Below are 20,669 nucleotides of genomic sequence, written 5' to 3' on the forward strand. Positions count from 1 at the left end.
AGACACAGTTCGTTCGGCATATCCGACCCATGGTCTTTATTTCATACTTGCATCAAAAGCGTTCACATAATATCTTAGCTTTTTGACTCTGCCGTTCTCCAGCTCCACCGCCGCAACATCGAACCGACAGCACACAGGCTCTAAAATCCCCTTACAAAAAGCCTGTGCTGTCTGAACGATACGCCGCTGCTTGACCGGATCAACAGCTTCTTCAGCGGAGGTAAGAGAGCCATGCTCCCTAGTTTTGACCTCCACGAAGGCTATGATATCCGCTTTCTCTGCGATTATATCTATTTCACCGCCTCTGACGGTAAAATTCCTCTTTATTATCTCATACCCGTGTCTTACAAGAAAGCCGCAAACTGCGTCCTCCCCGATATTGCCCGCCTTTCGGCGCTGGGTATGGTCAATGCCCGTTTTTCTTTGCATAATACTTTTTGAGAAAACTCATTCTATGTATCCCGCACGGTCCATACTGGTCTATCATCTGATAGTGGAGCTTTGTGCCATAGCCCTTATGCTTCTCAAACCGATACTCAGGATATTGTTCAGCCATTTGCTCCATATACCTGTCCCTTGCAACCTTTGCAAGAATTGAAGCCGCCGCCACTGCCTGACTTTTGGCATCTCCCTTTACCACCGCTATGGCTGGACACTCAAGCCCCTCAGGGGTCTTGTTCCCGTCGATAAGGCAGACGTCAGGCTTGGTATCCATATCCTCCACCGCTCTTTTCATTGCAAGCATTGCGGCGTTAAGTATATTTATATCCTCTATCTCTTCCACGGTTGCGGTCTGTATAGAAAAGTCAACTGCTTTTTCCATTATCTCATCAAAAAGCTCCTCACGCTTTTTCGCTGTAAGCTTTTTGCTGTCGTTTATCCCCTCTATAACTGTGTCCTTATCAAATATCACAGCCGCTGCAAACACATCTCCTGCAAGAGGACCTCTGCCAGCTTCATCGCAGCCGCACACCACGTTATAATCTTTTCTTATCTCGTTGTCAAACTCGCTGAGCGTCATATCAATACCCCTTTGGTTTTTCAAGAGTAAGTCTGCCGAGAGTACCGTTTCTGAACTCGTCCATAACTGTAATGGCTGCCCTTTCGGTATTTATCTCTCCGCCAGAAACTAAAAAGCCACGCTTTCTGCCTATTCTTTCAAGAAGCTCAAAGCCTACCACACAGCCGATAGTTTCCTCGTCAGCAGGCTCTATATCATCGGTTCTTATGCCATAACGTTTCTCGATAAGCTCAGGATAGTTCTCTTTCAAAAACTCAAGCAGACGACAGGCAAGATATTCCATGTCCATGATATCGTCCTTGACTGCACCTGTAAATGCGAGCCTTTCGCCAACAAGCTTATCCTCAAACTTAGGCCACAGCACACCCGGCATATCCAAAAGTTCAAAGCCCTCGTCAAGCTTCACCCACTGTTTACCTCTTGTAACACCGGGTCTGTCCTCGACTTTTGCAAGCCTTGACCCTGCAAGTCTGTTTATAAATGACGACTTGCCCACGTTTGGTATACCCACTATCATTATTCTTATAGGTCTGCCAGACATACCCTTGGCATTCCATTTCTCAATATCGTCCTTTAAAAGCTCTTTGAGCTTTCCATAAAACTTGCTTACGTTTTTGCCGCTCCTACAATCTGTAGCAAGAGCAGTTATTCCCTGTTTTGCATAATAGTCCAACCACATTGCCGTTACCTCAGGGTCGGCTGAATCAGCCTTGTTGAGAAGCACAAGCCTTGGCTTTGAGCCTACGATACGCTTCATTTCAGGGTTTCTGCTTGAAAACGGGATACGAGCGTCAGTTATTTCCACAACTGCGTCCACAAGCTTCAGATTTGACGCCATTATGCGGCGTGTTTTTGCCATATGTCCAGGAAACCACTGAACGTGAGATACTTCGCTCATATCTTCCTCCTTACTCTAACTCAATCTACCTTACCAACGCCCTCATCATTGCCTGCCGCAAATCGGAACAAAACTCTGCCGACTATCTCGTCATAAGGCACATATCCTATTACACGGCTGTCTGTGGAATGATTTCGGTTGTCGCCCATTACAAAGCAACAGCCCTCAGGCACTTCATATTCATAAACTTCACTTTCTTTATTATAGTATCTTTCATCAAAATACTCATCGTCAAAGCTGCCGTCGCACTTAATATAGCTCTCATCAAGCACTGCTCCGTTGACCTTGACTATAGCCGACCTGTTGTCTATCTCGACCTTTTGCCCTTCAACGGCAATGATACGTTTGATTATCCTATTGTCAAGAACAGACGAGTTGACCACAACTATATCCCCCTGCTTTGGCGTATAAAGCAGTTTTGATATAACAAGAGAATCATTTTCAAAAAGAGTGTCCTGCATTGACTGTCCTTGTACATTCACTGTTCTAAACACAAAAGTAAAAACAAGCACGACCACGAACATTGCCATGACTATTATCTCAAGAAAGTCGAACAGATTATCAACAGCTCTTTTGCCCTGCTTTTTCAACTTACCTTACCAAAGCTGTCAAATGGATAAAGCCTTAAAACTGCCTTACCAAGCACGTCAGATGGGTCGATAAAGCCTATCCTTCTGCTGTCTGTGGAATTATTTCTGTTATCACCCATGACGAACAGCTTGCCCTCAGGCACGTCATACTCAAAAACATTTTCTTCCACTTCATATTCCTCATCAAAGAGGTTAGTGTTATACATAGCTTCCCTGATATTGTCATTTGAAATGACCTTACCGTTGACAGTAACCGTATTGTTATTATAATCAACGACAACCTTATCTCCACCTGTGCCGATAACACGCTTGATGATAGTTTTACCGAGCTTTTCGCTGTTGATAACAACTATATCGCCCTTTTGCGGTGTATAATTTATGTGAGTGATTATAAGTCTGTCCTGATCCTGCAAAGTTTCACGCATAGAAGGACCCTGAACAAGAACTATCCTGAAGAAGAAAGTAAATATCAGGATCACCATAAACATAGCGAACACGAAAGATTCAGCCCATTCAAAGACCTCGTCCATAACATTCACGGGCTGTTTTTCCTTTAGGTCGTCAGGGGCGGCTTTTTTAGCCTTGTCAATATCCTCCTGAGAAACGTCGCCGAATTTTTTATTATCGTCCATAAAAGCCTCGATCCTTTATCCAAAGACGACAAAAGCCGTCAAATACTCATATAGATTTATTATATCAAATTTCAAAACAAATTACAAGGGGGTAAGGAAAATTTCTTTTAGATAGGGGGAGCGGAGGGTTTAAGTGAGGAATGAGGAGTGAGGAATGAGGAATGAGCATAGCTGAACAGAGTTGTGCACAAGCACCGAGCGTAGCGATTTTGCGGCAGAAGAAACTATCGGCAACATCTGTAGGGGCGAACAGTGTTCGCCCGTGCTTAGGATTTGCTGTAAATTCAGAATTGTAGGGGGAGAATTTTTTGCTGCCGAACCTTGTTGTTGCCGTGGGCTTATTACTTCGACAGGCGAACAGCGTTCGCCCCTACACATACATCGTGCAGATATCGCAAGTACAGCAAAACACCCCCTACAGGAACTTTGACAGATCAACATTCATGGCAAAGTCATCATACCACGACAGATCGCAGCCTTGTCTTTCTTTGGGCTTTGCCGCAGTCTTTCTCTTTGAATCATTGTCAAGCCAGCCTGAGATTATGCGGTATGGGTCTGTGCAGTGCCTGCCCTTGGTAAACAGCCATTGAGATAATTTAGATATATAGCTCTCTAAAGACAGACCGACAGACCGACACCTGCTTTCAAGCTCGTTATACTGCTCTGATGTGAGCATTATATTTTTGTGTGTGCCGAAAGACCTGACGACAGACTCCGCTGTCCCTGCGTCTTTCTTTTTCTCTTTATCTATAGCTTTATCTTTATCTTTGTCTTTATCTATATCTGTATCTATATCTTTATCTGTATCTATATCTGTGTCTTTGTCTTTATCTATGTCTATATCTTTATCAGCTTTTTTTGCTTTTTCTGAAAACCTTTTGGTTTGTGAAAAAGCTTTTGGTTTTTCTTCTGCATTATCTGCTGATGCAGCTGTCTGCTCAGCTTTTTCATCAGTATTCCCTGACTCATCAGACTTTTTAGGTCTGCCGCCCTTTTTACCGCACTCGCTCCTTTGAGCACACCTTTCTTCCCATGCAATGCCGTCACGCTCGATAGCAGCCCTCATCATAAGAAACGCTATCTTTGCTCCGCCTGACAGCTTTGGAGTTTCTCCCCTCTTTGCATAAGCAAACAGCGCCATGACAAGCTCGCCTATCTCTTCCCTGCTGTCAAGCGCCTGAAAAATGTCCTCCCAGTCTTTGTAAAGCATGAACGCTTTGTTGTCTGTGTGAAAATTCTTTGCCATTTTTATCGTCCTTTCTCTGTGAAGCAGAGGAAATTATCCCCCTCTACTTATCCCGAAAAAGACCTTTTTTGTTGCATAAAAAATGCAACAATTGCAGAAATGTTGCCAAATTAAAATATAAATCATTTGTTTGCACAAATCAAGTGCTGATATTTTGTGCAATGTGACGGTGAAATGTCATGTGATTTTGCGGCAAGACAAACTATCCCAAATAATCTGTAGGGGCGAACAGTGTTCGCCCATGCTCAGAACTTGTACAAATTCAGAACTGTAGGGGACGACGCCCTACATGGTTTGTGAAAATATAACGAATGTACGAATATCATAAAATTGTCGGGCGATATATGCAGGCGAACGCTGTTCGCCCCTACCGTATATCGTGCGAATAACTCAGTCGTGGATATAAAAAAAAGAGCCGACCAAAGCCGACTCGTTTTTATAGAAAGAATTATCTGATAGCTTCCTTGACCTTAGCTGCCTTACCAACTCTGTCACGGAGATAATAGAGCTTAGCACGGCGAACCTTACCGCTGCGTACAACCTCTACCTTTTCAACTACAGGTGAATGAACAGGGAAAACTCTCTCGATTCCACAGCCGTGAGCTACTCTACGAACTGTGAATGTCTCGTGGATTCCACCGTGCTTCTTAGCGATAACTGTGCCCTCGAATACCTGGATTCTGGACTTGTCACCCTCTGTAATTCTTACGTGTACCTTTACTGTATCACCAACGTTGATAACAGGTGCCTCGGATTTAAGGCTTGAATTAGAAATCTGCTTTAAAGCGTCCACTTTAAATTCCTCCTTAATATTTTCAGACATTCATACGCTTTATGGCAGCTATCGCTGCAAAGCCAGAGGACTGCCCGCTTTAATGTCGTGCCTTTCGTTCAAAGGCGTGGCATTAACTCTCGTCGGAAGAACCGACGGTAATTCAAATGCTTTAATATTATACCACATCTCAAAACCTTTTGCAAGGATATTTATATAAAATTTTCGCCGTTTGCCATGAGTATTTTTGTACGTTCTGTATAAATTTCCGATATTTCTATACCATAACGCTCACAGAACGTGTCTATGACTACGTTCAGATTAAGATTGAAAGAACTTCCGCAGGGCAGCTTTAAAGTCACCTCAAAGCTGTCCTCTAGCTCTTTGCTGTCAAGCACTGTGATATGCGGCTTTATATCCACAAGATTGATAGTCTTTTTCTTGGTTCGCTTTTCTATCTCTATCTTGTCAAGTGCCATGAACTTGCCGAAAAGCTCCGCCACTTCATGTACGCTCTTATCTGTTTTCAGCCTTGCCACATACTCCGCCGCTGTAATATCGGTGTGCTTATGCTCAGGCTTTGAGACGCTCACTATCTCAAGCCCCACAGGCGTTTGTGCGTTCATTCGCTCCAAGACCTCGCTGTATGGGATATCCTCAGTGAGAGCAAAGTCCATTATCTCTACCCTGCTGTCAGTGCCAAGGGGCAATGCAAGCGGGAACATTATATACACATGGGGATTGAAGCCCTGAGTGTGCCATATTGGCAGATGCGCCCTTTTGAACACTCGCTGAAAGGCTCTCATAAGGTCAAGATGAGAAATGTACTTCGCCCTGCCCGTTTTGGAAAATACCGCTCTGTATTCAAATCTCTCCAAACGTAGATTTACATTCTTCGGCTCAGCGTTTGCCACAGTAAACACCTCCGTATTCGCATTTTATGCCACAGCCCGAACAGCCCTCTTTGCAGTTTCGTGTAGTCACTGCCTGATGTGCTTTCTTGTTCTCACGGACGAAAAACTCATGGCTCACAAGATAATCAAGGTGCGACCACGGCGCTATCTCGTCATAAGAACGTCTGCGGTGAGCATAGAAGCTTGTATCAAGCCCGCACTCCTCAAATGCTTCCTGCCACTTGTCAGCCTTGAAATGCTCGTCCCAGCCGTCAAGATAGCAGCCCTTTTTCCATGCGGTGTATATTGCCTTGCCAAGACGTCTGTCGCCCCTTGCAAGAACCGCTTCCAATATAGATGTATAGGATTGGTGAGTGCTAAGGCGTATCTTACGGCTTGTAAGGCTCTTGAAAAGGTGTTCCTGTTTCTCTTTTATCTCCTCGGGAGTTGCCTGTGGCTCGAACTCGAACGGAGTAAAAGGCTTTGGTACGAACGTTGCAGTAGAAACTGATATCTGCACGCTCTTGCCACGCTTTTCTTTTGGTGTTTCGTAATAAAGGTCAAGGACTTTCTGAGCAAGCTTTGCGATACCCTCAACGTCCTCCAGCGTTTCCTCTGGCAGACCAAGCATGAAATAAAGCTTTACAGTGCTGTATCCGCCCTCAAAGGCAGTGCGGCAGGTACGCATTATCTCGTCCTCGGTGATGTTCTTGTTTATTACGTCACGAAGCCTTTGTGTGCCTGCCTCAGGAGCAAAGGTCAGACCGCTTTTTCTTACGGACTTTATTTTCTCCAAAAGCTCTTCGCTGAAATTGTCTATTCGCAGCGAAGGCAGTGAAAGGTTTATCTGCTCGCCGTCGGTGTATTCCACAAGATTTTCCAAAAGCTTGTTTATCTCAGTGTAATCGCTCGTAGACAAAGACGACAAGGACACTTCCTCATAGCCTGTCTGCTCGCAAAGGGACTTTGTTTCGTTCTTTATGGTGTCGATGCTTTTCTCTCTGAAAGGTCGGTAGATAAAGCCTGCCTGACAGAATCGACAGCCTCTTATGCACCCTCTCAGTACCTCAACCACCGCTCTGTCATGGACTATCTGAGTGAACGGCACAACAAATCCCTCAGGGTAATATACCTTGTCAAAGTCCTTTATAACACGCTTTTTCACCCTTGCAGGAGCTTCGGGGACGTTTGGCGTGATAGACTTCACAGTACCGTCCTCATTGTAATCAACGTCATAGAATGACGGAACATAAACGCCCTCAAGCTTTGCGGCTTCTCTTAGAAACTCCTGCTTTGTAGGCTTCAAAGGCTTCATTCTCTCGTAAAGTTCAAGAAGCTCCACGTTGACTTCTTCGCCCTCGCCAAGAATGAACAGGTCGAAAAAGTCAGCCATAGGCTCAGGGTTGCAGGCACACGGACCGCCTGCGATAACAAGTGGTGTAAGCTCAGTTCTGTCCTTTGCAAGTACCGGCACACCTGCAAGGTCGAGCATTTCCAATACATTATTATAAGAAAGCTCATACATGAGCGTAAAGCCGATGAAGTCGAAATCCTTTATAGGGTCAAGGCTCTCAAGAGCGTAAAGAGGGATATCGTTCTCACGCATGAGCTTGTTATAGTCCTCTTCAGGCATAAAGACACGCTCGCACCACCAGTTTTCACGGGCATTTTTCAGACCATAGAGTATCTTCATGCCGAGGTGTGACATACCCACCTCATAAGTATCAGGAAAGCAGAAGGCGAAGCGCACGTCCACCTTATCCTTATCCTTTACAACGCTGCCCACCTCGCCGCCTATATACCTTGACGGACGCTGAACTTTAAGCAGCAGCTTTTCTATTTTCTTTTTCAGTTCTTCCAACGTTTTATCCTCCGATATTGAATGTCTGTACTATCTCACCGCACCCAGTAAAGCGAGAGCAATACACAAAGTGAGGTGAAACGGGCGAACACTGTTCGCCCCTACAGATACATAAGCATTTCATATTATTATACCAAATATTTATTACAAAAGCAATAAGCAAAGTGTTAATATATGACTTCCGAGAGGACGATAAAACAAAAAGTTGCGGCGAAGGATATGCTGACGGTGCCGTGGAGTATCATATGTATCATAGCCGCCGCTGAGAGCAGAATAAATACCGCCCTGAAAAACTCGCAGACCTTGCCATTGGCAAGCAAGGCGAGTATCCTGCCGCCGTCAAAATAGCGAAAGGGCAGTAGGTTTAGCGCACCAAGCAGAAAATTCACCTGACAGAAAAAGCCACCACCACTTGCCATATATGACAGCAGGCAGAGCATAAAGTTCACGGCAGGTCCTGCGAAAAGCACAACAAGCTCGTGATTTTTAGAAAGCTGTTTATTATCAGGAGTAATGCGGATACCGCCTCCATAGACAACAATTTCTTGCGGAGAGCTTCCGAAAGCGGTCATGAGTACAAGGTGACCCAGTTCGTGGAGTGCGCAGCTCACAAGGGTCATGAGCAATTTTTCCGTTTGGGTCGCAGAGCATATCGTCACGAGGGCTATAACAAAGAAAAAGCTGAATGAAACGCCATAGGTCGTATTTTTGATTTTTAGCTTAAACAAGTTCATCACCGAAATATGTATATTCGGAATTTGCTCAAATAATGTGTAGGGGACGGCGCCCTCGACGTCCCGCTCGGAGAGATAACACCATAACTGTCATATCTTCGATATTGGGATTTTTTTGGTTGCTAAATGGAGGGGCAACGCTGTGATTATCACACCCCTGATGCCGAATTATTCGGGATACATTATTGTGACGTTTGCCAATAATTCCGCAGGCGAGGGATAGCGGGACGTCGAGGGCGCCGTCCCCTACATTTTGGCACTATGGTTTGCCATGCCGCAAAATCGCTGCGCTCTTTGCTGGTGCTTTGTTTGAGTTATAGAAAAAGCGGTGCAAGTTTTATTTCTCGACACCGCTTTGATTATTTTTTTTGTTTGGTAGTTTCATTTCTGCACCCCTCTGCACTACATAGCAGAATAAACTCGGTGCATACATTTACCTCGTGCTGAAGAGCCACAAGGGTCAGCTATGCCAATTCCTCACTCCTCACTCCTCACTTGTTACAGCTACAGCATCTTCCTCAAATACTGTCCCGTATAAGACCTGTCGCAAGCCGCAATTTCCTCAGGCGTGCCTGTGCAAACGATAGTTCCGCCGCCGTCACCACCCTCAGGGCCTAAGTCTATGATATGGTCTGCGGTCTTTATGACGTCAAGATTGTGCTCGATAACAAGCACTGTATTTCCCCCGTCTGCAAGCTTCTGCAATACCTCTATAAGCTTGTGTACGTCAGCAGTGTGAAGTCCTGTAGTCGGCTCGTCTAGGATATATATAGTCCTGCCTGTGGCTCTCTTTGAAAGCTCTGTGGCAAGCTTGACTCTCTGCGCTTCACCGCCTGAAAGGGTTGTGGCCGCCTGCCCTATCTTCACATAGCCAAGGCCGACCTCATACAGTGTTTCAAGCTTACGGCTTATTTTAGGGATAGCGCTGAAAAACTCAACGCCCTCTTCCACTGTCATTTCAAGCACGTCATAGATGTTCTTGCCCTTATATCTAACTTCCAGCGTTTCACGGTTGTATCTCATACCGCCGCAGACTTCGCATGGCACATACACGTCAGGCAAAAAGTGCATTTCTATTTTGATTATACCGTCGCCCTCGCAGGCTTCACATCTTCCGCCTTTGACGTTGAATGAGAAACGTCCTGCTCCGTAGCCTTTCATCTTTGCATCAGCGGTCTGAGCGAAAAGTTCTCTGATATCGGTGAACACTCCCGTATAGGTGGCAGGATTAGACCTTGGCGTTCTGCCGATAGGCGACTGGTCGATATCTATTACCTTATCAAGATGCTCTATGCCCTGCATTTCCTTGAACGCTCCAGAGCGTATTTTTGCACGGTTTAATCTGCCCGCAAGCTCCTTATAGATTATCTCGTTCACAAGTGATGATTTGCCTGAGCCTGACACACCTGTTACGCAGGTGAAAGTGCCAAGAGGTATCTCAACATCTATGTTTTTCAGATTGTTCTGTGTCGCACCGATAACTTTCAGATACTTGCCGTTGCCCTGTCTGCGTGTTTCAGGGACAGGTATTTTCTTTGCACCGCTGAGATACTGTCCTGTGATAGAACGCTTGCACTTCATTATATCGTCAACAGTTCCTGCGCAGACTATCTCGCCGCCGTGAATGCCTGCTCCCGGTCCAACGTCAACCACGAAATCTGCCGCACGCATTGTGTCCTCGTCATGCTCGACCACTATGAGAGTGTTGCCAAGGTCACGAAGCCTTTTCAAAGTTGCGATAAGCTTGTCATTGTCACGCTGATGCAGACCGATAGACGGCTCGTCAAGGATATACAGCACGCCCACAAGTGATGAGCCTATCTGCGTTGCAAGCCTTATACGCTGGCTCTCACCGCCTGAGAGAGTACCTGCGGAACGTGACAGGGTGAGATATTCAAGTCCCACGCTTTTGAGAAAGCCAAGACGTGACTTTATCTCTTTTATTATCTGCTCGCCGATAAGCTTGTCACGGTCGCTTATCTCAAGGTTCTCAAAAAACTCCAGTGCCTTTGCCACCGATTTGTGACAAAGCTCTGCGATATTTATTCCGCCAACTGTAACGCTCAGGCTTTCTTTTTTAAGCCTTTCACCATGGCAGGCAGGACACTTTTCATCGCTCATATACGCTTCTATATCAGCCTTCGCCCAATCGCTGTTGGACTCTTTATAACGTCTTTCAAGGTTCGGTATAACGCCCTCAAATTCAGCCTGATAGTCAGCCTTATAGAACTTATTGCCACGCTTTAGGTGAAGCTTCTGACCCTGCGTGCCGTACAGAAAAACGTCTATAGCGTCCTTGTCGAGATTTTTAACAGGCTCGTCAAGGGAAATGCCGTAGGTCTCAGAAATTGCGTTGAAATACATCATGGCGATAGAACCTTCTTCAAGGCTGTTCCAGCCGCTGGCTTTTATCGCACCCTGCCTTATGGAAAGGTCTTTGTTAGGAATAATAAGCTCAGGGTCTATCTTCTTGAACACGCCAAGACCTGTACATTTTTCGCAAGCACCGAAAGGATTGTTGAAAGAGAACATTCTCGGTGTCAGCTCGTCGATAGAAACACCATGCTCAGGGCAAGCATAATTCTGCGAGAAAAGCATTTCCTCTCCGCCGATAACGTCAACCCCCACAAGTCCCCCTGTAAGCGAAGAAACAGTTTCGATACTGTCGGTAAGACGGGACTTTATGCCCTCCTTGATAACAAGTCGGTCAACGACTATCTCGATAGTATGCTTTTTATTTTTTTCTATTTTTATCTCTTCCGAAAGGTCATAGGTTATGCCGTCGATACGCACTCTCACATAGCCCGACTTTCTGGCACGTTCAAGCTCTTTTGTATGCTCGCCCTTACGTCCTCTGACGATAGGCGCTAAAAGCTGAATCTTTGTACCCTCGTCAAGCTCCATTATCTTATCCACGATCTGATCCACTGTCTGCTGACGTATCTCTCTTCCGCAGACAGGACAGTGTGGCACGCCTATACGGGCGTAGAGTAGTCTGAGATAGTCGTATATCTCGGTGACTGTTCCAACAGTTGAACGTGGGTTTTTGGAGGTAGTTTTCTGGTCTATGGATATAGCAGGGGAAAGCCCCTCTATGCTGTCAACATCAGGCTTATCCATTTGACCCAAAAACATTCTCGCATAAGAGGACAGCGACTCAACATAACGTCTTTGTCCGTCGGCATATATGGTATCGAATGCAAGAGAAGATTTACCCGAACCCGAAAGACCTGTCATAACAACAAGCTTATCTCTCGGTATGGTAACATCAACATTTTTGAGATTATGCTCTCTTGCACCTTTTATAACTATCTCGTTAATTGGCATTATTAACTTTACTCTCCTTTTGGTATTGAAAAATCACATATTGGTATGCAGGTGGGCGAACGGTGTTCGCCACTACACACGTTTTGTGGATATATATCCGTCTTATGTTTCGCAAGGCTTTTTATTTCTTCTCACCCTTTAACTCCGCAATTTTATCACGCAGGAATGCGGCGTGCTCAAATTCAAGCAGCTTTGCCGCCTCTTTCATTTCCTTTGTGAGCTTGTCTATGAGCTTTGCGGTTTCCTGCTTTGAAAGCTTTGTTTTCTGCCTTGCCTCGTATTCCACCTCTTCTTTGGTGGATATCTCTATTACATCTCTTATATCCTTGACGATAGTTTTCGGAACTATGCCGTGCTCTTCGTTGAACTTCATCTGTATCGCACGACGGCGCTCCGTTTCGGTGATAGCCTTTTCCATTGAGCGTGTTACCGTGTCGGCATACATTATTACCTTGCCCTCGGCATTTCGTGCGGCTCTGCCTATGGTCTGTATAAGTGCGCTTTCAGAACGCAGAAAGCCCTCTTTATCGGCGTCAAGTATTGCCACAAGAGTTACCTCAGGCAGGTCAAGACCCTCTCGCAAAAGGTTGATACCAACGAGTACATCGAACTCGCCCAGACGCAGGTCACGGATTATCTCCATACGCTCGATAGTGTCTATATCGTGGTGCATATATCTCACCTTGACGTCAAAGCTCTTGAGATAGTTTGTCAGATCCTCTGCCATTTTCTTAGTAAGAGTAGTAACAAGCACACGCTGATTTTTAGCTGTTCTTACATTTATCTCGCTGAGCAGATCCTCTATCTGACCCTCGGTGGGCTTTACGATTATCTCAGGGTCAAGCAGACCTGTCGGTCTTATGACCTGCTCCACTATCTGCTGTGACTTTTCCTGCTCGATAGGTCCAGGGGTAGCGGACACGAACACCGCCTGATTAATATGAGAATAAAATTCATCAAATGTCAGCGGTCTGTTGTCCATTGCTGAGGGCAGACGGAAGCCATAGTCAACAAGGGTCTGTTTTCTCGCCCTGTCGCCTGCATACATACCTCTCACCTGCGGCAGAGAAACGTGCGATTCGTCCACGAAAAGCACAAAGTCATCAGGCAAAAAGTCAAGCAAAGTGAATGGTGTTGAGCCTGCAGGACGTCTTGCAAGCACTCGGGAATAGTTCTCGATACCGCTGCAAAAGCCTATCTCCTCCAACATCTCGATGTCATAGTTAGTGCGCTGTGCGATACGCTGAGCTTCGATAAGCATATCGTTGTCTTTGAAATATTTGATACGCTCGTCAAGCTCCTGCTTTATCTCTTCGATAGCGTCGTGCATTTTATCACGGCTGACGATATAATGAGAAGCAGGGAATATCGCCGCATGGGCAAGGGAGCAAAGCACCTCGCCAGTCACCACGTTTATTTCAGTGATACGGTCTATCTCATCTCCGAAAAACTCCACTCTTATGGCAGTGTCTGTAGAATTTGCAGGAAATATCTCCACCACATCTCCCCTGACACGAAACTTGTTTCTCACAAAATTTATATCGTTTCGCTCATACTGGATACCCACAAGGTCAGCGATAAGCCTGTCACGGGATTTCTCCATACCACGACGTATAGACACCACCATGGACTTATACTCCTCAGGGTCACCAAGGGAGTAGATACAAGAAACGCTGGCAACGATAATAACGTCACGGCGTTCAGCGATAGCGGAGGTAGCGGAATGTCTGAGCTTGTCTATCTCGTCATTAACGGAGCTGTCCTTTTCGATATAGACGTCCTTACTAGGCACATAGGCTTCAGGCTGATAATAGTCATAGTAGGACACGAAATATTCCACGGCATTGTTCGGAAAAAACTCCTTGAACTCAGAGCAAAGCTGAGCGGCAAGTATCTTATTATGGGCAAGCACGAGCGTTGGACGGTTTATCCTAGCAATAACGTTTGCCATAGTAAAGGTCTTGCCGGAACCAGTAACGCCCATAAGGGTCTGCTCTCTCATGCCGCTTTCGATACCCTTTACCAGAGCGTCCACAGCCTCAGGCTGGTCGCCTGAAAGCTTATAATCTGAAACAAGCTGAAACTTATCCATAAATGCCTCCTCAATCGAACAGTTGTTTTAATCATTATATTACAATTATTTTTAATTGTAAAGGCTTTTTTATCAATATTTTTTGAATTTGCGTATATGTACGATTTTTCGGACTGGTATTGTTACTCAACCTGCGGTATCAACTCGATGTATGTGTAGGGGCGAACACCGTTCGCCCGTCGAAGAAACAAACCCACGGTAACAACAAGGTTCGGCAGCAAAAAATTCTCCCCGACAATTCTGAATTTACAGCAAATCCTGAGCACAGGCGAACGGTGTTCGCTCGTCGAAGTAATAAGCCCACGGCAACAATAAGGTTCGGCAGCAAAAAAAATTCTCCCCGACAATTCTGAATTTACAGCAAATCCTGAGCACGGGCGAACGCTGTTCGCCCGTCGAAGTAATAAGCCCACGGCAACAACAAGGTTCGGCAGCAAAAAATTCTCCCCGACAATTCTGAATTTACAGCAAATCCTGAGCACGGGCGAACGGTGTTCGCTCGTCGAAGTAATAAGCCCACGGCAACAACAAGGTTCGGCAGCAAAAAAATCTCCCCGACAATTCTGAATTTACAGCAAATCCTGAGCACGGGCGAACGGTGTTCGCCCCTACAGATTATTCGGGAGAGTTTGTCATGCCACAAAATCGCTACGCTCGGTGCTTGTCCACATCTCTGTTCAGCTTTTTCCACTCCTCGTTCCTCGCTCCTCACTTAATACCGCTCCCCTCTTGCATTATCCCACACTTTAGGTTATAATATCACTATAGTAATAATTTCAGGAGGACGTAACATGAATAGATCATATGACGAATACAACTACACCCTCTCAAAGCGTGAACTGGAAGAGCTTAAATTCTTGTTCATCTCTGATGATGTGGATTACAACGACACTGACAGCAACGGGCTTACTTTCCTGCTCACTGCTATCGAAAGTGCTGACTTTGTTGAGCAGGATGGCGTTCTCAAGCCTGACAAGCGAAGTGTTGATTTCATCAAATGGCTCATCGCTCAAGGCTCAGATGTGAACTTCCCTGCTGACAAAAAGCCTTTACAATATGCTATCAAATGTGAAGAGGAGATATCTCGCCGTAAAGGCAAAGCCTGCGATATGTCAGAAATTCTTCTGCTTCTCCGTGAAAGCGGTGCTGACAGCACGGGCCTTGACGAGCTTATTGACGGAGGATTCTCCGCTCGTGTGAAGCTCTGAGGTATAGCATGAGAGAATTTATAATAAATCAGAATGACGCAGGTCAGCGTGTTGACAAGTTTCTCACAAAGGCTGTGCCGAAGCTGCCTAAAAATCTGCTGTACAAATATCTGCGCCTAAAGCGTATCAAGGTCAACGGCAAACGCTGTGAGATATCCACACGGCTTGCTTGCGGTGACGTTATGCAGCTTTACATCAATGACGAATTTTTCGAGGGCGAAGTTGCTGACAGACCTGCTTTTCTCAGTGCGCCAACGTCTTTGAATATTATTTACGAGGACGAGAATATTATCCTTTGCGACAAAAAGTGCGGACTTGTGGTACATGAGGACGAAAGCGGCTCGGCGGACACGCTTATAAACAGAATACAGCACTATCTTTATGAAAAGGGTGAATATCGTCCTGAGGAGGAGCTGTCTTTTGCTCCTGCCCTTTGTAACAGGATAGACCGCAACACCGGGGGCATCGTCATATGTGCGAAAAATGCTGAAAGTTTGCGTGTGCTTAATCAGAAAGTTAAAGACAGAGAGCTTGAAAAGCTTTATCTTTGCGTGACCGTTGGCATACCAAAGGAAAAGTCTGCACGGCTCACGGCTTATCATCAGAAGGACGAGGCGACAAAGACCGTCAGGGTATCCGACAAGAAATTTGAGGGCAGCCGCACCATGATAACCTCTTATCGTGTGCTTGCGGAAAACAAGGCTGATGATCTTGCTCTTCTCGAAGTTGACCTTGTCACAGGCAGAACGCATCAGATAAGGGCGCACCTTGCTCACATTGGCTATCCACTTCTCGGCGACGGAAAATACGGAATAAATAAAGTCAACCGTGCATACAATGTGAAAACGCAGGCACTTTATTCGTACAAGCTCACCTTTAAATTCACCACTGACGCAGGTATACTTGAATATCTAAACGGCAAAAGCTTTCAGGTTAAAGACGTATGGTTTTGCGAAAAATTCTTCGGATATAAGCTCTGATATTTCGTTAAATCGCACTATTTCGACACTGTTGATTTGTCATATACGACAAAATAATATAATTTTTGTGCAAATTTTGTGTAAATTGTTCAAAAGTGCTTGCAAATGTATATAAAATATGTTATAATTATTTAGTCAAATTTAACGGCTGTACTATATATACAGAAAATGACAGATATATTTTATAGATTTGGAGGAACAAAGGTATGACAGGAGATCTGCATTGTCACACAACGCTGTCTGACGGCTCGCTTGGTATAGAAGAGGTCATTGTTCAGGCAAAAAGAATGGGACTTGACTTTCTTGCGATAACAGACCATGACACTCTTTCATCATCAAGCAGAGCGCAAATACTTGGTGAACGTTATGGGGTCAAGGTCATTCCTGCGGTAGAGCTTTCAGCATGGGACAAGAAGCGCAATTCAAAAGTACACATTCTGTGCTATGCGCCGCAAAAGCCGGACAGGCTGGAGGGTCTTTGCCTGAAGTCATGCCAGATAAGAAAAGACTGTGCAAAGGAAATGATAGAGAAGGTGACGGCTAGATATCCTATCCCTGCCGACGCCGTGCTGCGCTACACAAAAAGCTCAAAGAGCATTTTTAAACAGCATATCATGAGAGCATTGGTAAATTACGGCTATGCCACTGAGCTTTACGGCTCTGTGAACGACAAGCTTTTTGCATATCCAAACGGCGAATGTCTTGTGACCCGTGAATATCCTGACGTAAACTTTGTGCTTGATCTTATACACTCCGCAAAGGGCATTGCTGTTATGGCACACCCTGTTATGTTCAACAACACCGAGCTGCTTCTTGAACTTATTGAGGCAGGCAAGCTTGACGGAATTGAAGCATATCATCACTCTGCTACTCCAACTCAACAGCAGAAGCTTGCAGACATCGCAAAGGAACATGACCTGATAGTGACTGGTGGCTCTGACTTCCACGGTCTGTATAACGAAACAATGACGCATATCGGAAGCATGACCACTGATAAGGAAAATCTTGATAAGCTTTTCAAGCTCATTCATATAAATTCACAAAAAGCTAACAAAGCGGCTGTGAAAACGGAGAAATAATATGGTATAATAAAGGGACATTATCATGCGGTAATGTTCCTTTAATGCGTAACAAAGCCTAGTTTGGCTGTAATAGAGAGGACTGTATAAAATGAACGTAATGGAAGAATCACTACAGAAACACAGAGAATGGAAAGGCAAGATAGAGGTCTGCTCGAGAGCAAAGGTAAACAATGCCAAGGACTTGACGCTGGCTTACACTCCGGGCGTTGCTCAGCCTTGCCTTGAGATACAGAAAGATCCCGACCTTTCATATGAGCTTACAAGACGTGCAAATCTTGTGGCTGTTATCACAGACGGCTCTGCTGTGCTTGGTCTTGGAAATATCGGCGGTCTGGCAGGTATGCCTGTTATGGAGGGCAAGTGTGCGCTTTTCAAGGAGTTCGCAGACGTTGACGCTTTTCCACTTTGCATAAAGTCCAATGACGTTGACGAAATTGTAAACACCATCGCTATGATATCAGACAGCTTCGGTGGTATAAATCTTGAAGATATCGCTGCTCCAAGGTGCTTTGAGATAGAGGCAAAACTTAAAGAGAAAGTTGATATCCCTGTTTTCCATGACGATCAGCACGGAACTGCTATCGTTGTCGGTGCAGCACTTATGAATGCCTGCAAGGTGGCAAACAAGAAGATAGAGGATATTACACTTGTTATAAACGGTGCAGGTGCGGCTGGCTGTGCTATAGGAAAGCTTTTGCTTTCTCTTGGTATCGGCAATCTTATCATGGTAGACCGTGAGGGAATAATCTGCGAGGGCGACAATTATCTTAACGAGGCTCACGCTGAAATGGCTAAGGTCACAAACAAGAACAAGCTCCATGGCTCTCTTGCTGACGCACTCAAGGGTGCAGACGCTTTCGTAGGTGTTTCCAAGCCAAAGCTTGTGACCACTGAAATGGTTAAATCCATGAACGACAAGCCTATACTTTTCGCAATGGCTAACCCGACTCCTGAGATAATGCCTGACGAAGCAAAGGCGGCAGGTGCGTTTATCGTTGGCACAGGACGTTCAGACTTCCCTAACCAGATAAACAACGTTATCGCTTTCCCCGGAATTTTCAAGGGTGCGCTTGCAGTGAGGGCTTCTGACATCAACGAGGAAATGAAAATGGCTGCCGCAAAGGCTATCGCAGGCTGTGTGCCTGAGGACAAGCTCAATGCGGAATTTATTCTGCCGAACTCTTTTGACAGATCTGTACCGGTCGCTGTGGCTGAGGCTGTGGCAAAGGCTGCAAGAGAAACAGGCGTAGCAAGAATTTAGGAGGTTTTTCAAATGGCAACGATAAGCTACACTCCAAAGGGAGTATGTTCAAGAAAAATAGATATCGAAGTAGAGGACGGTATCGTAAAGAAAGTGCATTTCACAGGCGGCTGTAACGGCAACACACAGGGTGTATCAAAGCTTGTTGAGGGCATGAAGGTTCAAGACGTTATTGACAGACTTGAGGGTATCGACTGCAACGGACGTGGCACATCATGTCCTGCTCAGCTTGCGGAAGCTTTGAAGTCTGCACTCTAAGCTTTCGTACTGAACATTACACGGATATAATAACGGGCTGTTCGCCCCTACAAAAGAAAACGGACTGCATTTTGTGTGCAGTCCGTTTTTTTGTACATATTCTAATTTTCTGTCGCTGTGCTTTGAGTGAAACTCATTGATACAAATCCCGTACCAGTTACCGTAATATTGGTATGATTACCGTCAGACCACTGCTCTGCACTGTTAATGCCGTTCGTTCTATAGAACTGAATATCATATTGATTTTTCTCGGCAGAATCGACTTTCATAGTTGCAGTGGCAATTTTTGTATTTACATCTGTAGAAACATTTAGGCTGTAAGTGTTTTTAAACCATGTGCTGATATCAACATATTTCGTGTTCCATGTCAGTGTGACAGTACCCTCGCCACTGCCTGACAGGCGGTAGTTGAATCCGTCAAGATCTTTAGGCGAGGCGGCGTTGTCAATGAATGTGCCTGTCCATGTTGCTGATGTGTTATCATTTATATAGATAACGCCAAGCTTTGCGGAGAGCGTTTTCAACTCTGCCTGATCTGTAGGTGCGGCTGTCACTTTCATGTATATATCAGACTTTGTGAGCTGCGACTTATCAAAGGTCAGCACAAATTCATGCTTGTTGAAATCGTCAGCCATAAGTTTCAGAAGTGAAAACTCTATTTTTGAATTGCTTCCAAAAGTCTTTTTTTCGCCGTTATATTCAACTGAATATTTTGCAGCTTCTTCTCCGGTAACGGCATTTCCGTCGCTGTCCACAAGCTCAACTGTAATGGTGTATGTGATATCCTTATCATTGTGCTTTATCATTGTTTGCGGATAGTTGCATACATTGACTGTCACACAAGGCGAGGTTTCCATACTGCTAAAAGTTATCGTCCTTGGAAGATCATTTTCATCTGTTGTAAGATAATTAGATGAAAACAGCATACCGGCTCCCTTTTGCGTGGATACAACTCGCTTTACACTTGAAACGCTGGTATAAGCCGCCAAAACGCCAACAGTACTGAGTGCGGCTGCCACAAAAGCTATCCATATTGCAAGCCACGATCTTTTAAGCTTTTTTATAAATTTGCCTTTCATAGCTGCCGCCCTCCTCTCTGTCTGGTGATATATTACTTTCTTTGAACTGTAAGGTAGACCATATCAGTTTCTTTATTGTTTTGGACATTTTCATTCCATTTTACTCTTATTATAAAATAATCGCAAAACGGGTCTTTATTGTCAATTACCGTCAGTGCGTCCGACTGCCAATAAAGCGCTTCGGCATTTTTCTGAACATTGCCGTAGCTGTCATAAGACTTTTCATGAAGCGTGCTGTCAGCAAGTATCTCCGAGCCTTGCTGATTGAGATAATGTCCCGAGATCTTATTGCCGTCTATATTGTAATAAAACGTTTTATTCTCTTCATCAGATACATAAACTACAGTATCATTATTTTTATCAGCTTCCGGTACGTCTTTCGCACGGTATATCTCATACTCAAAAGGGATATTCGTTGTATGTGCAAGCTGTATTTGATATTGTTGCACGTCTGCCCCGCCTATGCCGAAAACAAAGTCTTTATAATTGCCGTCCTCAACGTCAATATCTGCCATTTCAAGATTTGCCACAGATTCTTTGTTTCCTGCGGTGATATAAAGCTGAGTAGGGGCATTTATTTTTGTTGTAAGTGCAATAGAACGTTTGTGAGTAAACCACGCATAAACAGGCAGTGCCACAAGCAGTACCACCGAGAGAGATACTGCTATGACCAGCTGGAGCTTCTTCTTTTTTTCTAATTTTCTGAATTTTCCAAAAATGCTTTTTGTCATAATT

Annotated in this window: 19 protein-coding genes; 5 read left to right on the forward strand and 14 right to left on the reverse strand. The window is 45.0% G+C overall.

Annotated features, from left to right (window positions below; genetic code table 11):
- Window positions 1-36: 36 nt before the first annotated feature.
- From DW938_RS04190 to uvrB, 12 genes are all read right to left on the reverse strand, one after another.
- A complete protein-coding gene (locus DW938_RS04190) occupies window positions 37-429 on the reverse strand; it encodes a YraN family protein (RefSeq protein ID WP_118059584.1) in 393 nt (130 codons plus the stop codon).
- Window positions 407-1,021 (reverse strand): ribonuclease HII, encoded by a 615-nt coding sequence (locus DW938_RS04195; RefSeq protein WP_038671652.1) that lies wholly within the window; start codon window positions 1,019-1,021, stop codon window positions 407-409. Before DW938_RS04195 ends, DW938_RS04190 begins: the two co-directional genes overlap by 23 nt.
- A gap of 1 nt (window position 1,022) precedes the next feature.
- Window positions 1,023-1,919 carry a ribosome biogenesis GTPase YlqF gene (ylqF, locus tag DW938_RS04200; protein WP_022286696.1) on the reverse strand — a complete coding sequence of 299 codons (897 nt, stop codon included), beginning with the start codon at window positions 1,917-1,919 and terminating at the stop codon, window positions 1,023-1,025.
- A 20-nt stretch (window positions 1,920-1,939) separates the two neighbouring features.
- The gene (gene lepB, locus DW938_RS04205) at window positions 1,940-2,509 is read right to left on the reverse strand and encodes a signal peptidase I (RefSeq protein WP_117876152.1); all 570 of its coding nucleotides are present in this window, start codon (window positions 2,507-2,509) and stop codon (window positions 1,940-1,942) included.
- Window positions 2,506-3,141 (reverse strand): signal peptidase I, encoded by a 636-nt coding sequence (gene lepB / locus DW938_RS04210; RefSeq protein ID WP_051706514.1) that lies wholly within the window; start codon window positions 3,139-3,141, stop codon window positions 2,506-2,508. Before lepB (DW938_RS04210) ends, lepB (DW938_RS04205) begins: the two co-directional genes overlap by 4 nt.
- Before the next feature lie 415 nt (window positions 3,142-3,556).
- Window positions 3,557-4,387, reverse strand: coding sequence for a DUF6291 domain-containing protein (locus tag DW938_RS14725; RefSeq protein ID WP_181984368.1), 831 nt, complete (start codon window positions 4,385-4,387; stop codon window positions 3,557-3,559).
- Between the two features lie 448 nt (window positions 4,388-4,835).
- Window positions 4,836-5,180, reverse strand: a complete 345-nt coding sequence (gene rplS, locus DW938_RS04220; RefSeq protein WP_022286692.1) for a 50S ribosomal protein L19 — start codon at window positions 5,178-5,180, stop codon at window positions 4,836-4,838.
- 191 nt (window positions 5,181-5,371) lie between these two features.
- A complete protein-coding gene (locus DW938_RS04225; protein ID WP_118123978.1) occupies window positions 5,372-6,073 on the reverse strand; it encodes a TIGR03936 family radical SAM-associated protein in 702 nt (233 codons plus the stop codon).
- Window positions 6,060-7,913, reverse strand: a complete 1,854-nt coding sequence (locus DW938_RS04230; RefSeq protein WP_117905167.1) for a TIGR03960 family B12-binding radical SAM protein — start codon at window positions 7,911-7,913, stop codon at window positions 6,060-6,062. The genes DW938_RS04225 and DW938_RS04230 overlap by 14 nt, the downstream gene beginning before the upstream one ends.
- Before the next feature lie 167 nt (window positions 7,914-8,080).
- Window positions 8,081-8,641, reverse strand: a complete 561-nt coding sequence (locus DW938_RS04235; RefSeq protein WP_147342356.1) for a site-2 protease family protein — start codon at window positions 8,639-8,641, stop codon at window positions 8,081-8,083.
- 510 nt (window positions 8,642-9,151) lie between these two features.
- Window positions 9,152-11,974, reverse strand: coding sequence for an excinuclease ABC subunit UvrA (uvrA, locus tag DW938_RS04240; protein ID WP_118123980.1), 2,823 nt, complete (start codon window positions 11,972-11,974; stop codon window positions 9,152-9,154).
- Between the two features lie 121 nt (window positions 11,975-12,095).
- Complete coding sequence (gene uvrB, locus DW938_RS04245) at window positions 12,096-14,066, reverse strand: excinuclease ABC subunit UvrB (protein WP_118123981.1); 1,971 nt, start codon at window positions 14,064-14,066, stop codon at window positions 12,096-12,098.
- A gap of 791 nt (window positions 14,067-14,857) precedes the next feature.
- Here uvrB and DW938_RS04250 point away from each other — a divergent pair.
- The 5 genes from DW938_RS04250 (at window position 14,858) to DW938_RS04270 (ending at window position 18,855) form a co-directional block, all read left to right on the forward strand.
- The gene (locus tag DW938_RS04250) at window positions 14,858-15,274 is read left to right on the forward strand and encodes a hypothetical protein (protein ID WP_022286686.1); all 417 of its coding nucleotides are present in this window, start codon (window positions 14,858-14,860) and stop codon (window positions 15,272-15,274) included.
- An 8-nt stretch (window positions 15,275-15,282) separates the two neighbouring features.
- Window positions 15,283-16,254: an RluA family pseudouridine synthase gene (locus DW938_RS04255; protein WP_118123982.1), complete on the forward strand. Its 972-nt coding sequence runs from the start codon at window positions 15,283-15,285 to the stop codon at window positions 16,252-16,254.
- 206 nt (window positions 16,255-16,460) lie between these two features.
- Window positions 16,461-17,333, forward strand: a complete 873-nt coding sequence (locus DW938_RS04260) for a PHP domain-containing protein (protein WP_118123983.1) — start codon at window positions 16,461-16,463, stop codon at window positions 17,331-17,333.
- Between the two features lie 91 nt (window positions 17,334-17,424).
- Window positions 17,425-18,597 carry a malic enzyme-like NAD(P)-binding protein gene (locus tag DW938_RS04265; protein WP_118123984.1) on the forward strand — a complete coding sequence of 391 codons (1,173 nt, stop codon included), beginning with the start codon at window positions 17,425-17,427 and terminating at the stop codon, window positions 18,595-18,597.
- 12 nt (window positions 18,598-18,609) lie between these two features.
- The gene (locus DW938_RS04270) at window positions 18,610-18,855 is read left to right on the forward strand and encodes a TIGR03905 family TSCPD domain-containing protein (protein WP_022286682.1); all 246 of its coding nucleotides are present in this window, start codon (window positions 18,610-18,612) and stop codon (window positions 18,853-18,855) included.
- 101 nt (window positions 18,856-18,956) lie between these two features.
- On the opposite strand, the gene DW938_RS04275 is transcribed toward DW938_RS04270, so the two are convergent.
- Together DW938_RS04275 and DW938_RS04280 are read right to left on the reverse strand one after the other, a co-directional pair.
- Window positions 18,957-19,934: a hypothetical protein gene (locus DW938_RS04275; protein WP_118123985.1), complete on the reverse strand. Its 978-nt coding sequence runs from the start codon at window positions 19,932-19,934 to the stop codon at window positions 18,957-18,959.
- Window positions 19,935-19,966: 32 nt separating this feature from the next.
- Window positions 19,967-20,665: a hypothetical protein gene (locus DW938_RS04280; RefSeq protein WP_118123986.1), complete on the reverse strand. Its 699-nt coding sequence runs from the start codon at window positions 20,663-20,665 to the stop codon at window positions 19,967-19,969.
- Window positions 20,666-20,669: the final 4 nt, after the last annotated feature.

Source organism: Ruminococcus sp. AM43-6, from assembly GCF_003461785.1.
Taxonomy (GTDB): Bacteria; Bacillota; Clostridia; order Oscillospirales; family Ruminococcaceae; genus Hominimerdicola; species Hominimerdicola aceti.